Here is a 17,861-nt window from a genome sequence, read left to right on the forward strand (position 1 = left end):
CCTTGTCGGGTCCGAACGCCCCAGGCTAACTAGCAGCCTGGGGAAGGGGCACCAATGAAACCATACACACGCTCAATTATCGAGCTTTTCGATGGTAAGAAGCGATACCTGATCCCCCTTTATCAACGCCAGTATGCGTGGAAGGTCGAGCCGCAGCTTAGGCTGTTGTGGGAAGACATTGTTCGCGCATACCAGCGCCTCTTGAAGGATCGGGCTTCGGTGGTCCCCCACTTCATGGGGGCAATGGTTATCGCGCAAATTAAAACCTTCGGGAAGGAGGTCCAAGCGTTCGAAGTTATTGATGGGCAGCAAAGGATGACTACTTTCCAGCTGTTGCTGGCGGCGCTTCGTGACGTGGCCGCCGCGAACGGCTCGTCGTATGCTGCCGAAATCCAGAAGTACCTGTTCAATGAGGGTATCATGGAGACGCCCAACGTCGAACGATTTAAGGTTTGGCCGTCGCTGATGGATCGAAGGGCGTTTGCGCATGTCATCGATTCCGCCATCAATCTTGATGAGATCGCGAAGAGGCCGCCGGAAGAAGATGGTTTCGTTCGTAAGGCCGTGCAAGCACACGAGTGGTTCCGCGAGCAGATCAACGCCCATGTCGGTAGCGGTGAGCACTACGACGAAGCCAAGCTTGAGAAGCTCTTCGAAGCCATGAAGGAGGGGCTCGCTGTCGTCTCAATCGAGCTTGAAGGCGGCGACGATCCCCAGACCATCTTCGAAACGCTTAACAGCCGTGGTGTCGACTTGACCCCAGGCGATCTAATGCGGAACTTCATATTTCAACGCGCAAAGGGCATGGGCCAAGAACAGGGCTCTTTGAAGATCGACGAGCTGTATGAGAAGCACTGGCTCCCGCTTGACGGTCCCTTTTGGGGAACTTTGGCTTATCGAGGTCGGCAGGGGGCGAGTCGTCTGGACTGGATGCTGACCGACCATCTCTCGATGGAGAAAGCCGACGTCATCTCAAAAGAGGCACTCTTCGAGAGCTATAGGCGGTGGATTATTGATCAGCAGCCTTTTGCGGGAGTCGAACCGGAACTGGCAGCGATCACTGCGTCGGCAGCCGTCGAGCGGAAGATTTTCGAAAAGGACAAGGACAACCCAATCGGCAAGTTCGGCTTACTTGCGGAGGCCTTTGACGTCAGCACGGCGTTTCCTTTGGTCGTATACCTAGCCACGGAGGCCGATGTCGGCGAGAGGCTGTCGGCCGCGCTTGAAATGTTGGAAAGTTATATACTGCGGCGTGACATCGCCGGCCTCTCCACGAAGAGCTACAATCGATTTTTTGTGGGCACAATCGATCGCTTGCGGGAAAGCGAAGGATGTAAGGTCGCCGCGCTGGCGCGGTGGCTTTCGACAAGGCCAAATGAGACGGATCGGTGGCCCAACGATGCCGAGTTTAGGCAGGGATGGCTGGGACGCGATCAGTATAAATCAGCTCGCCAGCCCCGACTGCGCTACGTTTTCGAGCGGATCGAGCGCGCTAAACGAACGGCCCTTAGTGAAGAAATAGAGATAAAGTCCGCACTGACTATTGAGCACATTATGCCACAGAAGTGGCGTGACAATTGGCCAATCGAGGGGTTCGATCACGCAGGGTCCGCGTACGCTGATCCAGACCAACTGAGCGCAGAGATTAAACGAGACGAGTGCATCAACAAACTCGGCAACCTGACGCTAGTTACGTCCCCACTTAACTCGACCATGTCGAACGGGCCGTTTTCAGCCAAGCTTCCGGCGCTGCGGGCTCATGCCAGTCTCGCGTTGAATCGTGAACTGCACGACTTCGATGTCTGGAACGAAGGATGCGTCGAGGCGCGTGGAGCGGCGTTGTTGGAGGCCGCGCGAAAGGTGTGGATGCCGCCGCTTGAAGCCAAAACTGCTTTCCCCGAGCTGGGTCGCTTGGGTGAAAACGGCAACCTCCCGGCTGAAGGCACCATCTGTCGATTCCAGTATGGCGGCGAGACGTTCATAGGTCTGGTCAAAAGCCGTAAGATGGAAGTGGAAGGCGTCGGAGGCTCGCACAGCTCTTTCTCCGGGGCCTCGTCGGCAGCGACTCAAACGAGCCGTAACGGATGGAACGATTGGGAGCTAAAAGGCCGGGACGGTTGGGTTTCGGCCGACACCTGGCGCTCTCAATCGGGTGCCGGCACGGCATAACATTGATCGGCGGGTCGGAGCCTCGGTGCCCGCGCGAGTGGAAGGTGCACGAGTGGAATTGAGTGACGACGACAAGGCGCTGATCGCCGACCACCTCGCGCGCGGGGAGCCATTGCCGGACCGGTTCCGCTGGACGCTGTTCCGCGAACCGCGCGAGGCGGAGCTGATCTGGCCGGGCAAGACGAGCGAAGTCACCAACGTCGTCCTGCCGTTCCAGAGCATCGAACAGATTGACGAACCCCGCAGCGAGGCGGGCGCTCAAGTCGCGGACCTTTTCCAGATGGGCAGCGGCGGGCGACAAGGCGGTGGCTGGTCGAACAAGCTGATCTGGGGCGACAACAAGCTGGTACTATCCAGCTTGATTGGCGGCCCCTTACGGCGTGATATTGAAGCCGCCGGCGGCTTGAAGTTGGTGTACATCGACCCTCCATTTGACATTGGGGCCGACTTTTCAGTGGAGCTGGACGTCGGGGGTGAGACTCTCTCCAAGTCTGCAAGTGTCATTGAAGAGATTGCTTACCGAGACACGTGGGGTCGTGGAACAGACTCCTATGTTCACATGATTATTGAACGTCTTCGTGCAATTCACGCGCTGTTGCATGCCGAAGGTTCAATAATGGTTCATGTAGGTTGGGCCGTCTCTCACATCATGCGGATAGCCTTAGATGAGGTATTCGGCGCACAGAACATCATGAACCAAATCATTTGGAAACGGCAAACCGCACATAGCGATGGCGGTCAAGGTGCTCGACATCTAGGCCGTATCCATGACGTTATCTTGTATTATAGAAAGTCGGAGTCTTTCACATTCAATACGCAGTACACTGATTACGATGCAAGATACTTAGAAACCCATTACAAGGGCAAGGAGGAGGGCACAGGTCGACGATTCGAACTTGATAATCTAACCGCTCCTGGCGGAGCTGGGAAGGGTAACCCCTACTACGAACTAATGGGTGTTAAGCGGTACTGGCGCTATAGCATCGACAAGATGGATCAACTGGTGAAGGCCGGTCGAATAATTCAACCAAGTCCCGGTGCTGTGCCGCGGTACAAACGCTACCTCGATGAAATGCCTGGTCTTCCGCTCCAAGACATATGGTCTGACGTCAGTGCGATAAACTCTCAGGCAGTAGAGGCGGTTGGATACGCAACACAAAAGCCAGAGTCGTTGATGCAACGGATCGTATGTCTAGCATCCAATCCCGGAGATATAGTAGCCGACCTGTTTTGTGGCTCAGGGACTACCATAGCCGTTGCCGAGAAGCTCGGCCGTAAGTGGATTGGCGCGGACTTGGGCCGCTTCGCTATTCATACCAGTCGCAAGCGCCTGATCGGAGTGCAACGCGAGTTGAAGGCGGCTGGCAGGCCGTGGCGCAGCTTTGAAATTCTTAATCTCGGCAAGTACGAGCGCCAATGGTTCGCGGGGATCGACCCCGCGCTTCCGGCGGGGGAGAGCGCTCAAGCGGCGGCGGCGAAGGAAGCGGCCTATGTCGCGCTGATCCTGGAGGCGTATCGCGCGCAACCCGTCGAGCAGTCGCCGCCCTTCCATGGGGTGAAGGACAGTGCCTTCATCGTCGTTGGGCCGCTCGACGCGCCGGTTAACGAGCTGACCGTCGCCGAGGCGGTGGAAGCGGCGCGGCGCATGGGCGTGGCGCGGGTCGACGTGCTCGGATTCGAGTTCGAAATGGGCCTTGCCCCGCGCGCGGTCGACGATGCGAAGGCAAAGGGTGTCGCAGTCGCGCTGCGCTATATCCCGAAGGACGTGTTCGACCGGCGGGCGATCGACAAGGGACAGGTGAACTTCCACGACCTCGCCTATGTCGAGGCGCGCGCGACGATCGCCGACAAGAAGGCGCGGCGGGTGACAGTCACCCTGTCGAACTTCGCTGTCGCCTATCGGCAGGACGGGCTCGACAACCTGATCGACGGGATGCGGCCGGGCACCAAGGTGGCGGTCGACGACGGGCAGGTCGTCAAGCTGACCAAGGCGAAGGACGGCACCGTCACGCGCGAGGTGCTGACCAAAGAATGGACCGACTGGATCGACTATTGGGCGGTCGATTTCGACTACGCCAGCCGTCCGGAAACGATCCACGAAACCGTGACGCAAGCCGACGGGACGGTGAAGCACGTGCCGCAATGGACCGGGCGCTACATCTTCGAAAACGAGTGGCAGAGCTTCCGCACCCGCCGCAACCGCGCGCTGGAGCTGACCAGCGCGACGCATGAGTATGCGACGCCCGGCCGCAAACAGATTGCGGTCAAGGTGATCGACATATTCGGGAACGACACGACCAAGGTGATCGGGGTGGAGGTTTAACCCATGCCGCTCAACCCCGCCTTTTCCGCCGACCCCTATGTGATCCTGTCGCCCGACGTCCGTTGGTATCCGGGCGACGAGCTGTTGGGGGGTATGGGGCAAGCCTCGCTCATTCCGCCGCTGGTCGACAAGGTCCGGCGGGGTGTCGCCTCATGGCGGGCGGCGAGATATGCCGGGGCGAGCGAGACGACGCGCGCGCTGCTGCGCTGGTGGTTCGAACGCGAACACGTGCTGTACGGCGACGACGGCCCGTTCCTCTGGCAATGGTATTTCGCGCAGCGCGAGGCGGTGGAAAGCGCGGTGTGGCTGTATGAAGTCGCCAAGGCGCGCGACCCGCTGAGCCTGATCGCCTATGACAGCACGGGCGCGGTATCGCAGCAAATGTTCGACGAGCATTGGACGCGCTACGTCCTGAAGCTCGCGACGGGCGCGGGCAAGACCAAGGTCGCGAGCCTGCTGATCGCCTGGAGCTATTTCCACAAGCTCTATGAGGCGGATTCGACGCTTTCGACCAACACGCTGCTGGTCGCGCCGAACATCATCGTGCTCGACCGGCTGCGCGTCGATTTCGATGGCGCGCGGGTGTTTCACAGCGACCCGGTGTTGCCGCCGAACGGGTATGAGGGACGCGACTGGAGCGCTGATTTTCAACTGACCGTGCACGTGCAGGACGACATCGGGCACGTCGCGCCGCGTGGAAACCTGTTCCTGACCAACATTCACCGGGTCGACGAGGGCGGGCGGGCAACGCCGACGTGGGATTTGCGCGAGCAATTCCTGGGCGCGAAGCCGGTTGCCAAGACGACGGACAGCAAGGCGGACCTGGGCGTCATCGTGCGTTCGGTGCCCGACCTGATCGTCATCAACGACGAGGCGCACCATGTTCGCGAGGGCACGGCCTGGTTCCGGCAAATGGGCGAACTCGACGCTGGGCTTCGCCGGCGGGGAACCGGGCTGTCGGCGCAATTCGACCTGACCGCGACGCCCAAACACAACAACGGCGCGATATTCGTGCAGACGGTGTCGGACTATCCGCTGGTCGAAGCGATTGCCCAAGGCGTGGTCAAGACGCCCGTCCTGCCCGACGCCGCCAGCCGCGCGCGCCTGACCGTCCGGCAAAGCGAGGATTTCGTCGAGCAGTATCAGGATCATCTCGACTTGGGCGTGCTAGAATGGAAGCGGACCTTCGGCGAGCTGAGGAAGGCCGGCAAGAAGTCGGTGCTGTTCGTCATGACGGACAACACGTCCAATTGCGACCGGGTCGCTGAGTGGCTGGGCACGCGCTATCCCGAACTGAAGAACAAGGTGCTGGTGATCCACACCAAGGACAACGGCGAGATTTCGGAAAGCTCGACGGGGAAGGGCAAGGCCGAACTCGACGAGTTGCGCAAGCAGAGCCGTGAAATTGATGGCTGGGAAAGCCCCTATCTGGCGGTCGTGTCGGTCATGGTGCTGCGCGAAGGCTGGGACGTGCGCAACGTCACGACGATCGTCGGCTTGCGCGCCTTCAAGGCACCGTCGAACATCCTGCCCGAACAGACGATCGGGCGCGGGCTCAGGCGCATGTTCACCGGCCGCGACGTCAAGGAACAGGTCAGCGTGCTCGGCACCGAACGGTTCCTGGAGTTCGTCGAGACGATCAAGAACGAAGGCGTCGAGCTGGAACAGCGGCCGATGGGGAGCAACAGCGGACCCGCCGGGCCGATGGTTGTCGAAATCGATCGCGACAAGGACGTCGCCGCGCTCGACATCGAACTCCCCAAGCTGAAGCCACGCATCGAACGCCAGTTCTATCGTTTCGAGGAAATCGACGACGCTAGCCTGCCCGCCCCCCGCGTAACCTTGCGCGAGTTCACCGAAGCCGAGCAGCGCGAAATCGTGTTCCGGGACATCCGCACCGACGAGGTGAGTCACACGACGCAGCTCGACGCGGGCGCGGTCGCGGACTGGCGCAACGTCGTCGGCTGGTTCGCCAAGTCGATCAAGGACGATTTGCGACTGGTGGGCGGCTATGACGTGCTGTTCGGGAAGCTGGTGCCATTCATCGAAGACGGGTTGTTCGACCGCAACGTGTCGCTCGACGACCCGAACGTCTTGCGGAACCTGAGCGAGACGGGCGTCACCCGCGCACTGTTTGACACCATCAAGGGCGCCATCAACCGGCTGACCGTGCACGACAGCGGCGACACGCACGTCGTCGACCGGATCAAGCTGTCGGCAACCCGGCCGCAAGTAACGAAGCGGCGGGACATGATCGAAGCGACCAAATCGCTGATGAACAAGGTCGTCGGCGACAACGCCTTCGAACTTGCCTTCGCCCGCTTCCTAGAGGCGGCGGCGGACGTGCAGGCGTTCTTCAAGAACACGGAAGCGACGGGCTTCACCGTCGAATATCAATCAGCCGGGGGCGGTATCGTGCGCGACTACCGGCCGGACTTCATCGCGCGGGCGGTCGACGGCACCGTCTGGATCGTCGAAACCAAGGGACGCGAGGATTTGGACGATCCGCGCAAATGGACCCGCCTCAAGCTCTGGTGCGCTGATGCGACCAAACAGGATGCGCCGAACCACTACCGGGCGTTGTTCGTGCGCCAGGAAGCCTGGGAAGGCCGGTTGAACCCCGTTCGCACGCTTGGGGAGGCCTCTGCCGCCTTCGACACAAACGCCGACTGAAGTCGCTAGTCGTGAAGCAAGCCGCACAAGCTTGCTCGGTCAATCAGTCGCGCGCGGCCCACCTTCACACTGCGGAGCCTGCCCGACTTCATTAGCTCATATATCGTTGTCCGTCCGAGGCCGTGCCTACATGCCGTGCCTACTCGCACGGTAAGCGGCTCCGCTTCGTCGATCCACACTTCGGCCATTTGAGGCTCCATATCGGTCTGGAGCGTGGTGGGCACTACACAATGCATGCAGAACATATGACGGACAACAGCGGGCCGTCAAGGTCGAAGCCCGCGGATTAGCCCGGATTTTCGCGACTGACCATCAGTGATGGGCAGGTGGTCATTGACCACGAACCGCACGCCTTATGGCCAAGCGTAAGATGCTGTATTAAAGCGCATTATCTGAGGCGCGCCGCGTAAGGTGTGCCTGGTTTTAAGCGCATAGTGAGTGGCTATTAGGCGAAGCCCAAGCTTCTGAGATACGGTTCTATATACCCTTCTGGCGGGAGCGCCGGAGGCGCAACAATGCTCCAGCCTAAGGACCGTGCCTCCGAGCTGAACCCATTGACCGGTTAACCCGGGGGCGGTCGCCTGCACCGGTGTCGTAGCGCGTTGAAGGACCTAGGCTTGCCCCGGCAGTTGCAAGAGACCTAAGATCGTAATCTGAAGTCCACCGGAGATAGAAGACGATGATTTATCATGTGGGCTCTTGACCGTGGGCGATAAGTTGGCGGGCCAGAAACACGCGAGGCTCGTGAGTTCGAAGGGGGACGACGTGGCGGACTTAGATTGGGAAGCGATCGGCTCAGCCGTCAAGAGTGGCCGGTACAATCTGCTCTTGGGAGCGGGCGTGAGCTTGGACAGCCAGAGCGGGCTGCCCAACGAGAAATGTCCGGCGGCTGGAGGGCTAGCAAAGGCACTGCAAGACGCATTGCCGGGAGTGCGTCCCGGTTCCTCATTGAACCGGCTATACCGAACGATGAAGCCGGAGCAAATTGAGCAACAAATAACCAATAGGTTCCGTGGCTGCGTACCAGGCGATACCGTCAAGGAAATCGCGAAATTTAGATGGAAGCGCATCTTCACATTGAATGTAGATGATGCGCTTGAGAGGGCCTACGAAACTAAAGAGCTTTCTGTTCAGAGTGTCAGACCGTTTAACTATGTGGACCCGTACGAGAGTATTCGTGACCTTCGTGTCCTCCCGATTGTCCATCTTCACGGATGGGCCCGCCGCCCGGAGGATGAGTACATCTTTGACATCAAGGAGTACATGGGTGCAATCAGCTCCAACAATATTTGGGCTCATATCCTTGGCACCCTAATCAGAACGGAGCCATTTATTGTCCTTGGCAGTTCGTTGGAAGAGCCGGATATCACATACTTTCTCTCGGACAGAGCTAACGTAATCGAGCGAAGGGATCGTCCGCCATCGATCATAGTAGAGCCCTTTCCTGACGCTGGAACGGAAATCGACTGCGAAGAGTACAAAATGGGCCTCTTCACGGGATCGGCGCTGGAATTTCTGAATGAAGTAAATCGCCGGTTCCCAGTTCGCCCAACTGTCGATGAGGCTATCGCGGACAATCTCGGGGACATCGCTTCAGCGAAGATTGATGCCAGTGCCCTGACGGAATTTCACTCGGATTTCGAACGCGTTCCCGACGACGGGCGGGAGGGAGCCGACGGGGGAACGAACTTCGCCTACGGTCACCAACCCACTTGGCTAGATATTCAAAACGGGCGCGATGTCTCTCGCGAAAACACCGGGTCGCTTGAAGCGGAGATAATCAAAAACGGTGATAAAACACTTTATGTAGTCGCCGGAGGTCCTGGGGCGGGCAAAACTACCCAGCTGAAGAGGCTTGCATGGAACATCGCTCAGTCAGGCGCTCCGTGCTTCTGGCTCCGTTCAGTCGGCCGTATTCGTACTTCAAGCGCCGCAGCGGTGCTCGGGAGCCTAGGTCGACGCTGCTACGTGTTTGTCGACAATCTAGCAGATAACGTGTCTGAGATACTCGCACTCCAACAACGGTTACCACGCGACAACGTGGTGTTTGTTGGGGCGGAACGAGCCTACCGGATCGGCCATGTCCGGAGAGTCCTGGGAGGCGGCGTACTCACTCCGGAAATTCTAGGCCCTGTCGGAGAATCGATCGCTGGAGAGCTTCTCACCGCCTACAAGAACTATGGTCTCGCGAACCCGCCACAGCAGGATGCCAACCTGAGCCCGGTGGCGGACGAAGTTGTTGCAGTGGCCTGCTGCCGCATTCTAAATAACTTTGAACCCCTCGCAAACATAATAGATAAGTCTCTTGCCGATGCCCCGCAGGATGTCGATTGCTATGTCTTCGCGGCATTAGCTGCTCATTGCTTTAGGCAGGGGGTCGAGTACGACATCATCAGCGCGAAGTTTCCAGGGTATCAGGTGGAGACACAAATCGACGATGAAGCGGCTCTTCCCTTAAAGTTAGAAGACGTTTCAGGGCTAGAGCTTGTTACTCCGCTCAATGAGGCTGTTTCGGACTCCGTTCTAGGCCGCTTTACCAACCGCTTTCCCGATAGGTCTTTGAAGCTCTTCGGAGACTTGGCTCATGCGATTCGTCCAAGGGTTAGCATCAAGGCTATGATGGCCGGTGACCCAGCAGCACGAATTGCATCACGACTGTTTGATTTCGATGAGGTAGTCAAGCCGCTCTTAGGCATTCAAGGTGCTGGCCTATTCTACGAAGCGACTAAGAAGGAATGGAAGTGGAACTCCCGCTACTGGCACCAAATTGCCCAGTATCGGCTCGACTTGGCTGCATATGCAGACGACCCGGCTGTTAGAAAACAAGAAGCCGAGCTTGCAGTGCAGCATGCTCGTTTTGCAAAGACCATAGAGCGCTCACACCAGTTTACGATGACGACCATAGGCCGAGTTATTTTTGGTAAGATGCGTCTCCTCGGCAGGGTTATCCCGAGTGAGCTGGAGGAAGCGCTGGACGCGTTGTCCTCCGCAATACGCATAGAAGCTTACAAGGGCAGGGTAACGGTCCACCCCTTTATGATCCTCTTTAAAGGCCTTGCGGAGTCGCTCGAAGCAGGTGCTGTGCTATCAAGCGAGCAGAAGAGTATTGTGCGGTCACAAATCGAAAGGGCGATGGACGCTTTTAGGCGGGATCAAGACCTTGCCGCTGAAGCTAACCGCATGCGCAAATTAATTTGAGCGCGTCCACGAGACCGCCGCTTACGCGGGCAGCCGCCTCGCGATCACATCGTCGGCTGAGTGCGCGTACCGCGCCGTCGTCTGGGAGGGAGCGTGCCCGAGCAGCTTGCGGTCATCGACAGCGGTATGCTGTCCGAGAGGGTGACGCAGGCGAAGCTATTTCGAAGGTCGTGCAGTCGCACGTTCGGCAACGCCCCGCGTGTGCGCGGGCGTTCCCTTGCAGGAGTTGGAGCTCTTACGGCGATAATCTTGGATCATCGGCCCTCAAGTGCTCCATCTACCGGTTTCGATCGCGCTCGTTGCTCGGATGAGCCCGTCCGAAGGTCCGCCCCGCCGCAGGAAAGTAGGCGCACAAACTTTTCTGGGGGCCCTTCTGGGGGCCCTTCACTAATGCGGAATTATTTAAGCTTTAGTCTTCAATGGTTTGCACTGCAAACGCGCGTCCTCTTCTGGCACCACTTCCGGTCAAAACTGGGCACCGTAGCGCAAGCTGCGGGATCGCCTTTCCGGGCGGCGTTTTCGAGCGCAGCCTTCGAACCGGCGATGATGATCTCGTTGTCGTTGACCGTCACGTTGGACACCAGCAAGCGTACATACGCGCGACGCATTTCGCTGTTTTCGGCCAGAATGCTGGCGCGCAGCGCATTACCGAAGCGCTGGATTGCTTCGTCGGTGATCTGGTGCGCGGCGTTGCCGAGCTGCCCGGCCAGGCTGCGCTCGGTTTCGGCGAGGGTGGCGATGGAGGCATTGGCCTCGGCGAGCTTGGTCGCGAAGATCGGATCGCGGACGCTCATCATTCCGTCCTCGACGATCTCGAGCAGCCGGCGCAGCCGCGTCTCCGCCGCGATGCGTTCGCGACGCACGCGGTGGAGATCCTGTTCACGGCGCTGCCTGGCATCATCGGACCGATCGAGCACGTCGGCGAGCAGCGCGCGCAAGCGATCCGGCGCTAGGACGCGATGGAGCAGGCCGTCGAGCACGATCGCATCGAGCGCGTCTTCGCGAATCGACTTGCTGGGACATTCGCTTGCGCCCGCCGTCGCCTTCTGGTTGCAGACGTAGTAGCGATACTGACCACCCTTGCCGCTGCGGATCACCATCCCGGCATTGCACTCGGCATGGCCGCAGGTCGCCAGGCCACCCAGCAGCACGGGCGAGTTGGTGATGCGTGGCGCCGTCACACGCGGCGCGGCCTTCGACCGAATCGCGGCGACGCGCGCCATCACGTCAGGCTCGATGATCTTCGGGCATTCGACAACGATCTCGTCGGCGGTGTTGGGCGTAGCACCATGATCGTCGCGCGTGCGGTCCCGGTAGGATCCGGCGTAATGTTCGCGCGTCAGGATGCCATCGACGTTGCTGTGATAGAACTTCCTGCCGCGCAGCGTGTAGCCCTGATCGTTGAGATATTTGGCGATCGCCCGCGTGCCCATCGGCTGGCCGGCCAGACCGGTGCACGCCAGTTGCACGATCAGGCGAACGACCGCCGCTTCGGGCGCACGCACGAACAGCTTCTTCCGCTCCTTGCGTCCCTCGACGCTGACTACGCGCGATTCATAGCCGAACGGGACCGGCCCGCCGTTCCAATATCCCGCCTGGGCATTGCCGCGCCGATCGCGGCAGGTGAACGTGGATGCGTCGTTGGCGTACTTCTCGTTCATCACCGCGATGAAACCGCGCATCATCCGGCTGTTGGGATCATCGCCCATTCCCTCGATGACGGAGATGAGCTTCACTCCAGCCTCGGTCAGCTTGTGCTCGGCGGTGACTTGAGTGAGCAGCCGCCGGGTGAACCGGCTCAGCGCATAGACGACCACGACATGCACCGGGCGGGCGGGCGACGTCGCCAGCGCGATCATCCGGTCGAACTGCCTGCGCTGCAGCTTCCGGCCCGACACGTTCAGTTCCTCGAACACCTCGGCGACCGCGATGCCTTCGCGTTCGCACAGGGCCCGGCAAGCAGCCTCCTGCGCGGCGCTGGAGGCGTTGTTGCCGCCCTCGTCGTCGTTGCTGACGCGCAGATAGATGAAGGCGCGTCGATCATCACTCATGGCTCATCCTCCTGTGTCATGACGTTAGGGACTGAAGATATCGGCGAGCGCCTCTCCGAGATGCTGGAGGACCAGATCGCTCTCGTCGGGCAGGACGGAAAGTCGTTCCGGGATGTCGGTACGGACAAGACGCGACGGCGACGCGCGTTCCCCGGCGATGCTGCGCTCGCCGCAAACGTTCTCGCTGTCGGCCTGGCGGTCCATGGCCCGGGACTGCCAGCCCGGCCCGCGCCTGATCTTGGGACATTCTCAAATTTCTATGGGGACCAGGAGAGGTTGATCCGAACGGGATCATGGAAAAAAGGAGCTGATATATGTCCATCATCATCGCACTGATGATCATCACTTTCGTCTGGCATGCAGCCGTGGTGATCGCCCGATCGACGGTCGATGCTATCGCAACTGCCGTGGGCGTCGTTCTCTTCTGGCGCGCCGCCCGTGTCGAACGCCGCATGATCGCGATGCGCGAAGGGCGTGGCGCCGCCGAGTTCGACCGGCGGCCCAACCGCGCCGAGCGGCGGCTGATGGCGGACGGGCTTAGGCTCGCCATTCGGCAGACCGAGTTGCGCAGCCTGTTCCCACAGGTCGGTTCGCGCTGCGATCGTCTGCTCGGGCTTGCCGGATCATCACTGTAATTCCGCGGCGCGGGCCGTCAGATGTTCGACGTCAGGCCAAGTTACCTGATACGGCACCGAACCGGTCGCCACGATCAGCGTATGACCGAAGAACGAAGATACGGGTTCCTCGATGGTATGGATTCGCCATCCTCGCCCGCGCCAGACGGCATGATCGACGATTTCCTCGAGCAGCCGCCCCACGGCGGCCGTCGCCAGGGTTTCTGGTAATGCTGTGTCCAACTGGACCCGCAATTTTCCGAACTTCGTGTCGAGCCAGACCGGCGCGATCCGGGTTTCGACCTCGACCGAATGCTCGAATACCTTCATCGTGATGTATCCGCCCCCAGCACGATTGATGACATGTTCGTGCGAGGCGGCGCTGCCCAATCGGCTCGGTGATGGCCCAGAGACGTAATGCCACAGCATCTGACTATGGCTGGTCTGATAGCTACGGAAGCGGCTCAGACGTGTCGGGCGCTGCGTTGCGGACTGCTCGGACACCATCATCGCCATGGCGTCGTCCAGCGTCAGACCTTCGACCGCGAGCAGTGATATCAGCAATGGCGATGCCGATCTGATGGCGGCGGTAAGTTCGGTGCGTAAGGTATTCGCCACTTCAGCATCGCGAGCCGCATCGATCTCGTCGTAGCGCGCTCGTGCCTGACGGCGGGCGTTCCGGATGCGACGACGATCATCATCGGTCGGCGCATCGGAAACGCTGGGCCGATCGGAGAGCTCGGCGTTACTGGCGGGGAGCGATGGACGCTTCCGGCTCACGACAGTCCGCCCGAGCCGATGATCACCGACAGTAGGTGACGGGTGAGCGCGTCGGCGCCCTTTCTGTAGGCCAGTTCGCCCCATTCGTCCCAGCGGTGCACGCGCTCGGCCAGCCACGCGAACAGGTCGTCGCGCGACTTCGCATCGGCGAAGGACTGGGACCAGGCGACGCTGCGCGTGGGCATCCGCGCGCCGACCTTGATGCCGGTGAGCGTGACCAGATAGTGTGCCGCCACGCCTTCGCGCGCGAAAACGTGCCGGCGGAAACCGACTTCGCGCTCGAAGGCGAGCAGCGCTCGCTCGCGGGCCTCAGTATCCAGACCCTTGGTCGCCGTGACCGCCGCCACGACCGCCGCCATCGGCAGGCGCTCGAATTCCGGTTCGCGGGTCGCCTGCAGCATCATCAGGACCGACCGGCCGAGGGCGGTGAGCGGTGCCTCAAGTGCGGAGCGCCCGTGCGACGTCTCGACCATGCCGATCGATGCGAGCCAGCACTGGTGGAACCGCCAGAACATCATGTCCCCGCCGAACACGTCGTGCTTGCTCTCCCGGACGAACCAGCCCGCCTGGATCGAGGTCATGACGCGCAGCATCAATTCGTGCTGCTCGGGCGCGAAGTGGACGGGTGGGAAGCCGAGCTCACCTTCCCAGAAGGCGTCCCTGACACTCTGCCAGACACGGCCGTTGGCATCCTCGAGGCCTTCAGGACCGGCGCGCAGCCACCAGCCCCACGGCAGCTCGCCGACATGGCGCGGGAACTCAGTCACGGCCACCTCCGCGGCTGGGATCGAGACCGACCGGCGGCGGGGATCCGTCGCGGGGCGGCGCCTCCTTCCCGTCGGCGATGGCGCGCAGCTGCGCCGCGAGTGCGATCGTCTCGCGGACGACGTATGCATCGTCGCGATACGTCCGGGCGAGCTCCGATGCCGCCGGACCAGGCGAATGGCGCGCGTCGCCGGGGACCAAATCGAAGGCGTGGTTGCAGCTGAAGCCGAACCACCACGCGTCGCCGTCCTCGACGCGGTAATCCGTGGCGTGCCGCAGCGGCTCGAACTTCGGCGGCGGGACGACGCGCACGTGGCAGATGCGCGCCGCCTCCACGATGAGGCGCGGTGAGGGGCTGGGACCGTGCTGGCATACCCGCGAATAGGTCAGCCCGCCGTGGACCTCGATCCCGAGATCGGGCGGCACCGCGTCATGCTCCCAGCCCCAGAGCGGGTGATCGCGGGATACGCCGACGTAGCCAGAAAGAAAGTGCCGGTTCTTGTCGCGCAGCAGGATGCAGTCGTAGCCGGATGCCTCGTCGCGCCAGCTGACCTTGTCCGCCTCGCCGAGATGGGCGCCCTCGTCGCCCCTATGGGCCGCGCGGTCGTAGAAGACCTCCTCGGCGGGAACGACGCACTCGCGGGTGGCGTAGCCGCGGCCGGTGACGCGGACGATGCCGTCCTCGCGCGTGATCTCGCCGCCGGCGCCGATGAGCTTCGCCACAGCGAGTTCGGAACGGAGGACCGGCATCAGCGTGTCGGCGGTGGCGCAGACGATGGCGGGCGTCGCCGCCTTACGCGTCGCGGGCGGTTTGCGCTGGCCGGCAGGGACGAGTGCGCTCGATTTGCCGGGCTTCTTCATCGGATACTCCTTCGAAATGCTGATGAGGTGATGACGGCGCGCTGTGTCGGCGCTGCCGAACATGGTCGATGGGGATGGTCGTGCCCGGCGAAGCGTGACACCGAGCGATTCGGTCGATCAGGAGCTGTCGGTGGCCGCGATCTGACCGTCACATTCGGCGACCGGATCCTGCTCGCCCGACTGCCAGGTGATGTGGCGAAGTTCGCGGCAGAAGGCGCGGACACCCTGCTTGCGCGAGCGGTACCACATCGCCTTTGGACAGATCGTGCAGACCGTGTCGGGACGATCCTCCTCTGGCAGCGCGCTGACCACCGGCCCTATTTCGCTCATCGCGCTTCTCCCCGTCGATTAAGGGAGGGGCCGCAAAAAGCGCGAATGGGATAGCGACCATTCCGCCTGACGATCGGCGCGCACGAGGTGCTGTTAAAGCGGCTCTCGACCGTCCTGACCCAAGGGTCGGTTCCCGCAGCCACGGCGTTGCCGCTTGCTGAGACCGACTGATGGTCGTTCGCGGGTGCCCAAAAGCCACGCACCAGCGACGCGAGGTGCGCCTTCTGCCGAGCGGTCGCCCCGAAAATCACGAGCATGAGGCTATGCGGGGTCTGTTCCGGTTTCCCGCCCTCTTTGCCGAAGCGCAACCGCCTGCGCAGAAAGTACAGGTCGGCCTTCGGCTTGATGAAGTCCTGGAACCTAGGACTGTCGACCCTGACCGGCACGAGACACACGATCGTCGTGACATTCCCCGTCGCCCACTCGTCGTGTGCCTTATCGAGCCAATCCAGCACTGCGGAGTAGGGCGGGTTTACATAGGCCAGCCGTCCCGACCATGGATCGTTCAGACCGTCGTCGCCCTGATCCAGCAACAGATATCGGTTCGCGATGACTGGACTGGCGCGATGAGCGCAGGGGTCAATATCCACCGGGCCGAACGAGACATAGATCGATTGCATGAAATCGGGCGGCGAGAAGCGGCTGTCCCGCTCGGCCTTCTTCTCCGCTCCCCAATATACCCGCTCCGGAGCCCGCCGCTTCACCTTCGGCGCGATGACGGACAGCAGGCGCAGCAGGTTTTCCACCGAGCCGCCGCCGTTCTCCAGTTCGATGATTGCCTCCGGCGACAGCGACGCCTTGGTGGCCACGTCGTCGAGCGACAGGCCGACCTTGCCCCTGCGGGCGCGCAGTTGCTCCGCAAAGCTGGCGGCCGGAGCGAGGACGGTCGGCTGGAACGGCAACGCCCTCATCACCGCCACCAGCGTGGTTACCGGTCCTTTACCGGCTTCCAGCTTCCGGATGGCGGCGGGCGTGACGCCGGCCATCTTGGCGAGATTGGGCACCGAGCGATGCTCGGCTTCGCGCGCAATTACCAGTTCATCGATGAAGTTGCTACGCGGCGAACGCCTGCGCTGCGATCGGGGCGAATTGCTGGGCACGATCGATGGCGCAGCGGGGGTCGTATTGCGATGGGCATAGGTGCCCATGGCGGTCTCCTTTGGACAAGAGTGTTCAAGGAGACCGCGGCACCCGACAGCCCGGTCCTGAGCCCATTTCCTGGCTCTTACATTCCTTCCCAAAAAGGGACGGCGGCTCAACCGCATCGACAACGATTGATCACAGACGCGTCGGGTCTGCGTGCTTATTGCCGACTCGACCCTTCACCAGCAGGTGATCGATGGCGTCTCGGCTCAGATTGCGTACCTAATCTCACTTTTCCGGGGATCAAGGGTCTCATGACGCGTCGCGCGGCACCGTGCCGAGATGGGACGATCCATAATTAAGGCCCGGAAACATGGCACGGCGGCCACCGTCCGCTTGCGTCGTCTTTGGGCCGACTGCAGACTGGCGGCTTCTAGCTAACATACTTCAAAGGCGGACATCGAATTGTCCGACATAGCCAGTCAGCGCGGGAAATCCTCGCCATGCTTGCGTAGCACTTTGCGGAAGTCGCGGCGCGGCGCCCAGTGGGCGCGCCTAAAGCTGTCATGGATGCCGATCGCTTCGAGCGGTTCGCGTAGAAACATGTCGTCGATATAGCAAAAATAGAGTGCGAATGTCTCGCCCACCCCGAGTTTCTTCGGGAGGCCAGTGAACGGTCCGTTGCTGAGATCGGGCAACCTCGGGTCTACCAGCGGGTTAAGGACGCCGAGCGCCACGCGTCTTTTGTACCAAGGCTTGCGGGGTCGCGCGACGGCGCAACTGATCGTCACCTCGCCCGGACCGAAGTTGGTGATGTCCAGCGAGAGAAACCGCTGGCGCGGATCGCTGCCGACGACGTGCATGACCATAAAGCTCACGGCGACGCGCGGCTTGGGAAAGACGAACTTCGACCATACATTCCAGATGAAACCCGCCAGCGACAGCAACAGCGAGAACAGGCTGATGATCAATGCCCAGTCGGAGGTCCCCATCCGCCCACTATATCGGGCTGTT

Annotated in this window: 14 protein-coding genes; 5 read left to right on the top strand and 9 right to left on the bottom strand. The window is 61.1% G+C overall.

Annotated features, from left to right (window positions below; translation table 11 throughout):
- The first annotated feature begins 54 nt into the window (after positions 1-54).
- From ACOFKS_RS09635 to ACOFKS_RS09645, 3 genes are read left to right on the top strand one after another with little or no spacing between them, the layout of a single operon-like run.
- Positions 55-2,169: a DUF262 domain-containing protein gene (locus ACOFKS_RS09635; protein WP_419809025.1), complete on the top strand. Its 2,115-nt coding sequence runs from the start codon at positions 55-57 to the stop codon at positions 2,167-2,169.
- Between the two features lie 52 nt (positions 2,170-2,221).
- Positions 2,222-4,492 (top strand): site-specific DNA-methyltransferase, encoded by a 2,271-nt coding sequence (locus ACOFKS_RS09640; RefSeq protein WP_419809026.1) that lies wholly within the window; start codon positions 2,222-2,224, stop codon positions 4,490-4,492.
- A 3-nt stretch (positions 4,493-4,495) separates the two neighbouring features.
- Positions 4,496-7,165 carry a DEAD/DEAH box helicase family protein gene (locus ACOFKS_RS09645; RefSeq protein WP_419809027.1) on the top strand — a complete coding sequence of 890 codons (2,670 nt, stop codon included), beginning with the start codon at positions 4,496-4,498 and terminating at the stop codon, positions 7,163-7,165.
- Positions 7,166-7,170: 5 nt separating this feature from the next.
- On the opposite strand, the gene ACOFKS_RS09650 is transcribed toward ACOFKS_RS09645, so the two are convergent.
- The gene (locus ACOFKS_RS09650) at positions 7,171-7,410 is read right to left on the bottom strand and encodes an excisionase family DNA-binding protein (protein ID WP_419809028.1); all 240 of its coding nucleotides are present in this window, start codon (positions 7,408-7,410) and stop codon (positions 7,171-7,173) included.
- A gap of 460 nt (positions 7,411-7,870) precedes the next feature.
- On the opposite strand from ACOFKS_RS09650, the gene ACOFKS_RS09655 reads away from it, so the two are divergent.
- Positions 7,871-10,363: an SIR2 family protein gene (locus ACOFKS_RS09655; RefSeq protein ID WP_419809029.1), complete on the top strand. Its 2,493-nt coding sequence runs from the start codon at positions 7,871-7,873 to the stop codon at positions 10,361-10,363.
- A gap of 416 nt (positions 10,364-10,779) precedes the next feature.
- Here ACOFKS_RS09655 and ACOFKS_RS09660 read toward each other — a convergent pair whose 3' ends face one another.
- Both ACOFKS_RS09660 and ACOFKS_RS09665 read right to left on the bottom strand, forming a co-directional pair.
- Entirely contained in the window at positions 10,780-12,414 is a 1,635-nt protein-coding gene (locus ACOFKS_RS09660; RefSeq protein WP_419809030.1) for a recombinase family protein, read from the bottom strand.
- Positions 12,415-12,438: 24 nt separating this feature from the next.
- Complete coding sequence (locus ACOFKS_RS09665; protein WP_419809031.1) at positions 12,439-12,618, bottom strand: hypothetical protein; 180 nt, start codon at positions 12,616-12,618, stop codon at positions 12,439-12,441.
- A gap of 110 nt (positions 12,619-12,728) precedes the next feature.
- Between ACOFKS_RS09665 and ACOFKS_RS09670 the strand changes: the two genes are divergently transcribed.
- Positions 12,729-13,049, top strand: a complete 321-nt coding sequence (locus ACOFKS_RS09670) for a hypothetical protein (RefSeq protein WP_419809032.1) — start codon at positions 12,729-12,731, stop codon at positions 13,047-13,049.
- Here the strand turns inward: ACOFKS_RS09670 and ACOFKS_RS09675 are convergent.
- The 6 genes from ACOFKS_RS09675 to ACOFKS_RS09700 form a co-directional block, all read right to left on the bottom strand.
- On the bottom strand, positions 13,041-13,808 hold the full coding sequence (locus tag ACOFKS_RS09675; RefSeq protein WP_419809033.1) for a hypothetical protein: 768 nt from the start codon (positions 13,806-13,808) through the stop codon (positions 13,041-13,043). The genes ACOFKS_RS09670 and ACOFKS_RS09675 overlap by 9 nt on opposite strands.
- A complete protein-coding gene (locus ACOFKS_RS09680; RefSeq protein WP_419809034.1) occupies positions 13,805-14,575 on the bottom strand; it encodes a hypothetical protein in 771 nt (256 codons plus the stop codon). Before ACOFKS_RS09680 ends, ACOFKS_RS09675 begins: the two co-directional genes overlap by 4 nt.
- The gene (locus ACOFKS_RS09685; RefSeq protein WP_419809035.1) at positions 14,568-15,434 is read right to left on the bottom strand and encodes a hypothetical protein; all 867 of its coding nucleotides are present in this window, start codon (positions 15,432-15,434) and stop codon (positions 14,568-14,570) included. Before ACOFKS_RS09685 ends, ACOFKS_RS09680 begins: the two co-directional genes overlap by 8 nt.
- Before the next feature lie 117 nt (positions 15,435-15,551).
- Positions 15,552-15,764: a hypothetical protein gene (locus ACOFKS_RS09690; RefSeq protein ID WP_419809036.1), complete on the bottom strand. Its 213-nt coding sequence runs from the start codon at positions 15,762-15,764 to the stop codon at positions 15,552-15,554.
- Positions 15,761-16,912 (bottom strand): DNA N-6-adenine-methyltransferase, encoded by a 1,152-nt coding sequence (locus ACOFKS_RS09695; protein WP_419809037.1) that lies wholly within the window; start codon positions 16,910-16,912, stop codon positions 15,761-15,763. Before ACOFKS_RS09695 ends, ACOFKS_RS09690 begins: the two co-directional genes overlap by 4 nt.
- Before the next feature lie 417 nt (positions 16,913-17,329).
- A complete protein-coding gene (locus ACOFKS_RS09700) occupies positions 17,330-17,839 on the bottom strand; it encodes a hypothetical protein (protein ID WP_419809038.1) in 510 nt (169 codons plus the stop codon).
- Between the last annotated feature and the right edge of the window lie 22 nt (positions 17,840-17,861).

The sequence above is a fragment of the Sphingomonas sp. genome, assembly GCF_965200135.1.
Taxonomy (GTDB): domain Bacteria; phylum Pseudomonadota; class Alphaproteobacteria; order Sphingomonadales; family Sphingomonadaceae; genus Sphingomonas.